4 protein-coding genes are annotated in these 4,098 nt (G+C 64.1%); all 4 read left to right on the forward strand.

Translation table 11 applies throughout. The annotated features are described in order from the left end of the window. The first annotated feature begins 110 nt into the window (after positions 1-110). Positions 111-731, forward strand: a complete 621-nt coding sequence (gene rimP, locus VGO12_RS16155; protein WP_327513759.1) for a ribosome maturation factor RimP — start codon at positions 111-113, stop codon at positions 729-731. 45 nt (positions 732-776) lie between these two features. Next, on the forward strand, positions 777-2,396 hold the full coding sequence (gene nusA, locus VGO12_RS16160; RefSeq protein WP_327513760.1) for a transcription termination factor NusA: 1,620 nt from the start codon (positions 777-779) through the stop codon (positions 2,394-2,396). Between the two features lie 5 nt (positions 2,397-2,401). Next, a complete protein-coding gene (locus tag VGO12_RS16165; RefSeq protein ID WP_327513761.1) occupies positions 2,402-3,109 on the forward strand; it encodes an RNA-binding protein in 708 nt (235 codons plus the stop codon). Positions 3,110-3,214: 105 nt separating this feature from the next. After that, positions 3,215-4,098 (forward strand): translation initiation factor IF-2 associated domain-containing protein (locus VGO12_RS16170; protein WP_327513762.1); only part of this gene is annotated, 884 nt, incomplete at its 3' end.

A 4,098-nucleotide genomic window follows, 5' to 3' on the forward strand; every position in this document is an offset into this window, starting at 1 on the left:
TTTGCGGCGATGGGGCGTATATGAGCCTCAAATTCTTGATCGGTAGATGAAGAGTGGGCCCGTCAGGACCCGCTCTTTTTTATTAGCCGGTCCGATGAGGAGATGATCGTTTGTCCGATACGACAACGGCTGAAAATGCAAATGAACCGCGGCTGATCACCGAAACCGGACTTGATCAGCGTGTCGCCGATATCATCGAGCCTGTGCTCGTCCCCATGGGCTATCGCCTGGTGCGTGTGCGCATGTCCGGCCAGAACGGCCTGACGCTGCAGATCATGGCGGAGCGCAACGACGGCACCATGACCGTCGAGGATTGCGAAGAGATCTCCAAGGCCATTTCGCCGGTGCTCGATGTGGAAGATCCGATCGACAAGGCGTATCATCTGGAAGTGTCGTCGCCGGGCATCGACCGCCCCATGGTGCGCAAGTCCGACTTCTTCCGCTGGCAGGGCCACCTGCTGAAATGCGAGACGTCGGTGCTGGTCGATGGCCGCAAGCGGTTCCGCGGCAAGATCGTCGCCGTCGATGACGAAGGTTTCCGGCTTGAGCGCGACCAGCCCGCCTATGGCGAGGAGCCGGTTGTCGTCATTCCGTTCACCACGCTTTCCGAAGCGCGGCTGATCCTGACCGACGATCTGATCCGCGATGCGCTGACCGCCGACAAGAAGGCCAAGGCCGAGCGCGCCGCGAACGAGAATTTCGAAGACGAAGATTCACCTATTGAGGAATAAGCCGGGCGGTGCGTGAAGCCCCCTGCAACCCAACGGAGACAAGACATGGCAGTCAGTGCTAACCGGCTCGAGCTTCTGCAGATCGCGGATGCCGTTGCGCGCGAAAAGGTGATCGACCGCGAAATCGTTCTGGCCGCGATGGCCGATGCGATCCAGAAGGCCGCCCGCTCGCGCTATGGGTCGGAATCGAACATCCGCGCCGACATCAACTCGAAGACCGGCGAAATCCGCCTGCAGCGTCTTCTCGAAGTGGTCGAAAAGGCTGACGACTATTCCACGCAGATCCCGCTCGAGCTTGCTCGCGATCGCAATCCGGACGCCAAGCTCGGCGACTTCATCGCCGATCCGCTGCCGCCGATGGACTTCGGCCGTATCGCGGCCCAGTCGGCCAAGCAGGTCATCGTGCAGAAGGTGCGTGAAGCCGAGCGCGATCGTCAGTTCGACGAATTCAAGGATCGCGTCGGCGAGATCGTCAACGGCACCGTCAAGCGCGTCGAATACGGCAACGTCATCGTCGATCTCGGCCGTGGCGAAGGCATCATCCGTCGCGACGAGATGATCCCGCGCGAAAACATGCGCTACGGCGACCGCGTTCGCGCCTTCGTCTACGACGTGCGCCGCGAACAGCGCGGCCCGCAGATCTTCCTGTCGCGTACCCACCCGCAATTCATGGTGAAGCTCTTCACCATGGAAGTGCCCGAGATCTACGACGGCATCATCCAGATCAAGTCCGTTGCCCGTGACCCGGGTTCGCGCGCCAAGATCGCGGTTGTCTCCAACGACTCGTCGATCGATCCGGTCGGCGCCTGCGTCGGTATGCGCGGTTCGCGCGTCCAGGCCGTCGTCGGCGAACTGCAGGGCGAAAAGATCGACATCATTCCGTGGTCGCAGGATCCGGCGTCGTTCATCGTCAACGCGCTGCAGCCGGCGGAAGTCGCCAAGGTCGTTCTCGACGAGGACGCCGAGCGCATCGAAGTGGTCGTTCCGGACGAGCAGCTGTCGCTCGCCATCGGCCGTCGTGGCCAGAACGTTCGCCTCGCTTCGCAGCTGACCGGCTGGGACATCGACATCCTGACCGAACAGGAAGAGAGCGAGCGTCGCCAGAAGGAATTCACCGAGCGCACCAACCTCTTCATGGACTCGCTCGACGTCGACGAAATGGTCGGCCAGGTTCTGGCGTCCGAAGGCTTTGCTGCCGTCGAGGAGCTTGCCTATGTCGATCTCGACGAAATCGCCTCGATCGACGGCTTCGACGAAGAGACCGCGACCGAAATCCAGACCCGCGCGCGCGAGTTCCTGGAAAAGCTCGAAGCCGAACTGGATGCCAAGCGCCGCGAACTCGGCGTTGCCGACGAGCTGCGCTCGATCGATGGCCTGACGAGCCAGATGCTCGTGGCCCTCGGCGAAGAAGGCATCAAGACGATCGAGGACTTCGCCGGCTGCGCCGCCGACGATCTCGTCGGCTGGAGCGAACGCAAGGACGGCGAGACCAAGCGCTTCGAGGGCACCTTCTCGAAGTTCGAAGTTTCGCGCGCTGAAGCCGAAGCCATGATCGTTCAGGCACGTCTCGCTGCCGGCTGGATCACGGAAGAGGATCTGGCAGGCGAAGAGGTCGAAGGTGAAGAGCCGATCGACGTTGCCGAAGGCGCCGAGCAGGACGCTTGAGGCCGATGATTGCCTCTGAAGATGCCGACAGCCTGTCTTCGGACCCCCTACCGGTGGATGGGGGCCCGAAGGATCGCAACGGCAGCACGCGGACCTGCATCGTCACCCGCGAGAGCGGGGCGCCGGACGAGCTGATCCGCTTCGTGGCTGGCCCGGACGGTCGCGTCGTTGCCGATCTGAAGCGTCAGCTTCCGGGACGCGGCTGCTGGGTCAAGGCCGAGCGGGCGCTGATTGAAAAGGCGGTGGCGAAGAAGTTCTTCGCCCGCGCGCTCAAGGCGGACGTCAAGGCCGACGCGACGCTCGCCGACGATGTCGACCGGCTGCTCTGCGAGCAACTGGCCGGCATGATGAACATGGCGCGCAAGGCGGCCCAGTTCATCTCCGGTGCGACGAAGACGGAACAGGCGGTCAGGGGAATGGCGGCACTCGCCGTTTTCCATGCGATCGACGCTGCCGCCGACGGCGTGCGAAAGATAGACCAGGCCCGAAAGGCGATGAGCTTCGTGGCCGACGATGAAACGGAAATACCTTCGTTCCGTCCCTTCACCGGGGCGGAAATGGAGGGCCTTTTAGGAAGTTATGCTTTTATCCATGCCGCAGCGCTTGCAGGGCAGGCGGGTGAGGGTGTAGTGAAGCGCGCAATCATGCTCGAAAAGTACCGAGGATCCGTCCCGGTCCGGGCCGACGGCGGCGCTGGCAAGCCACAGCAATGACCCGCGTCACCGGCACAGTCTGGCATCGCGTACATTGTTTGAGACAATTTGGAAGACAGGGTCAGGTGATACGCATCCGGCCCTGATCGCTAGGAACGGAACGGAATGACCGACAACAACGACGACAAGACAGGCAGCGCAGCAGGCAAGAAGACGCTGACCCTGAAGCCCCACGGGGTTTCTCAGGGGACCGTGCGTCAGGACATGGGCCGTGGCCGCACCAAGGCGGTCGTGGTCGAAACCAAGAAACGCCCCTTCCATCGTCCCAAGGACGAGCGTCCGATCACGCCGGTTGCCGCGGCTCCCGCCGCTCGCCCGGTCGAGCAGCGCCCGGCTCAGCCGCAGCCTTCGGGCCGCCCGGCTCCGCAGCCGCAGCAGCATTCGACGCGTCAGGAAGCCAACCAGGCCAACCGCCCGCGCGTCGGTGTCGTTCTCAACCAGCTTTCTGCCGGTGAGATCGATGCACGCCGCCGCGCTCTGGCCGAAGCCCAGATCCGCGACGCCGAAGAAGCGGTTATCCGCGCCGAGAACGAAGCACGCCGCAAGCGCGAGGAAGAAGCCCGTCTCCTTCAGGAGAAGGAAGAAGCCGCACGCCGCGCTGCCGAAGAAGCCGCCCGCGCGGCTGTCGAGCCCGTAGCCAAGGCCGAAGAGGTTGTCGAAGAGCGCCCCGTGGCTGCTCGCGCACCGGCTTCCCCCGAGCGTCGTACCGACAGCCGCCCACAGGCCGGCAGGCCCGCTGAAGCGGCAACTGGACTTCCGACCCCGGCTCCGGCCGGCGCGTTGCGCGGCCGCAAGGTCGACAACGAGAAGGATGACGATCGTGGTCCGCGTCCCGGCGCAGGTCCGGTGCGCGGCAAGGTCGTACGTCCCGAGCCCGCCAAGGTTCCGGCCCGCCCGAAGGGCGACGATGGTCGCCGCCAGGGCAAGCTGACGCTGTCCACCGCTGCCGACGAGGATGCCGGCCAGCGCGCCCGTTCGCTGTCGGCCAT

Origin of the sequence: Ensifer sp. (genome assembly GCF_035999135.1) — a bacterium.
Lineage (GTDB): Bacteria > Pseudomonadota > Alphaproteobacteria > Rhizobiales > Rhizobiaceae > Ensifer.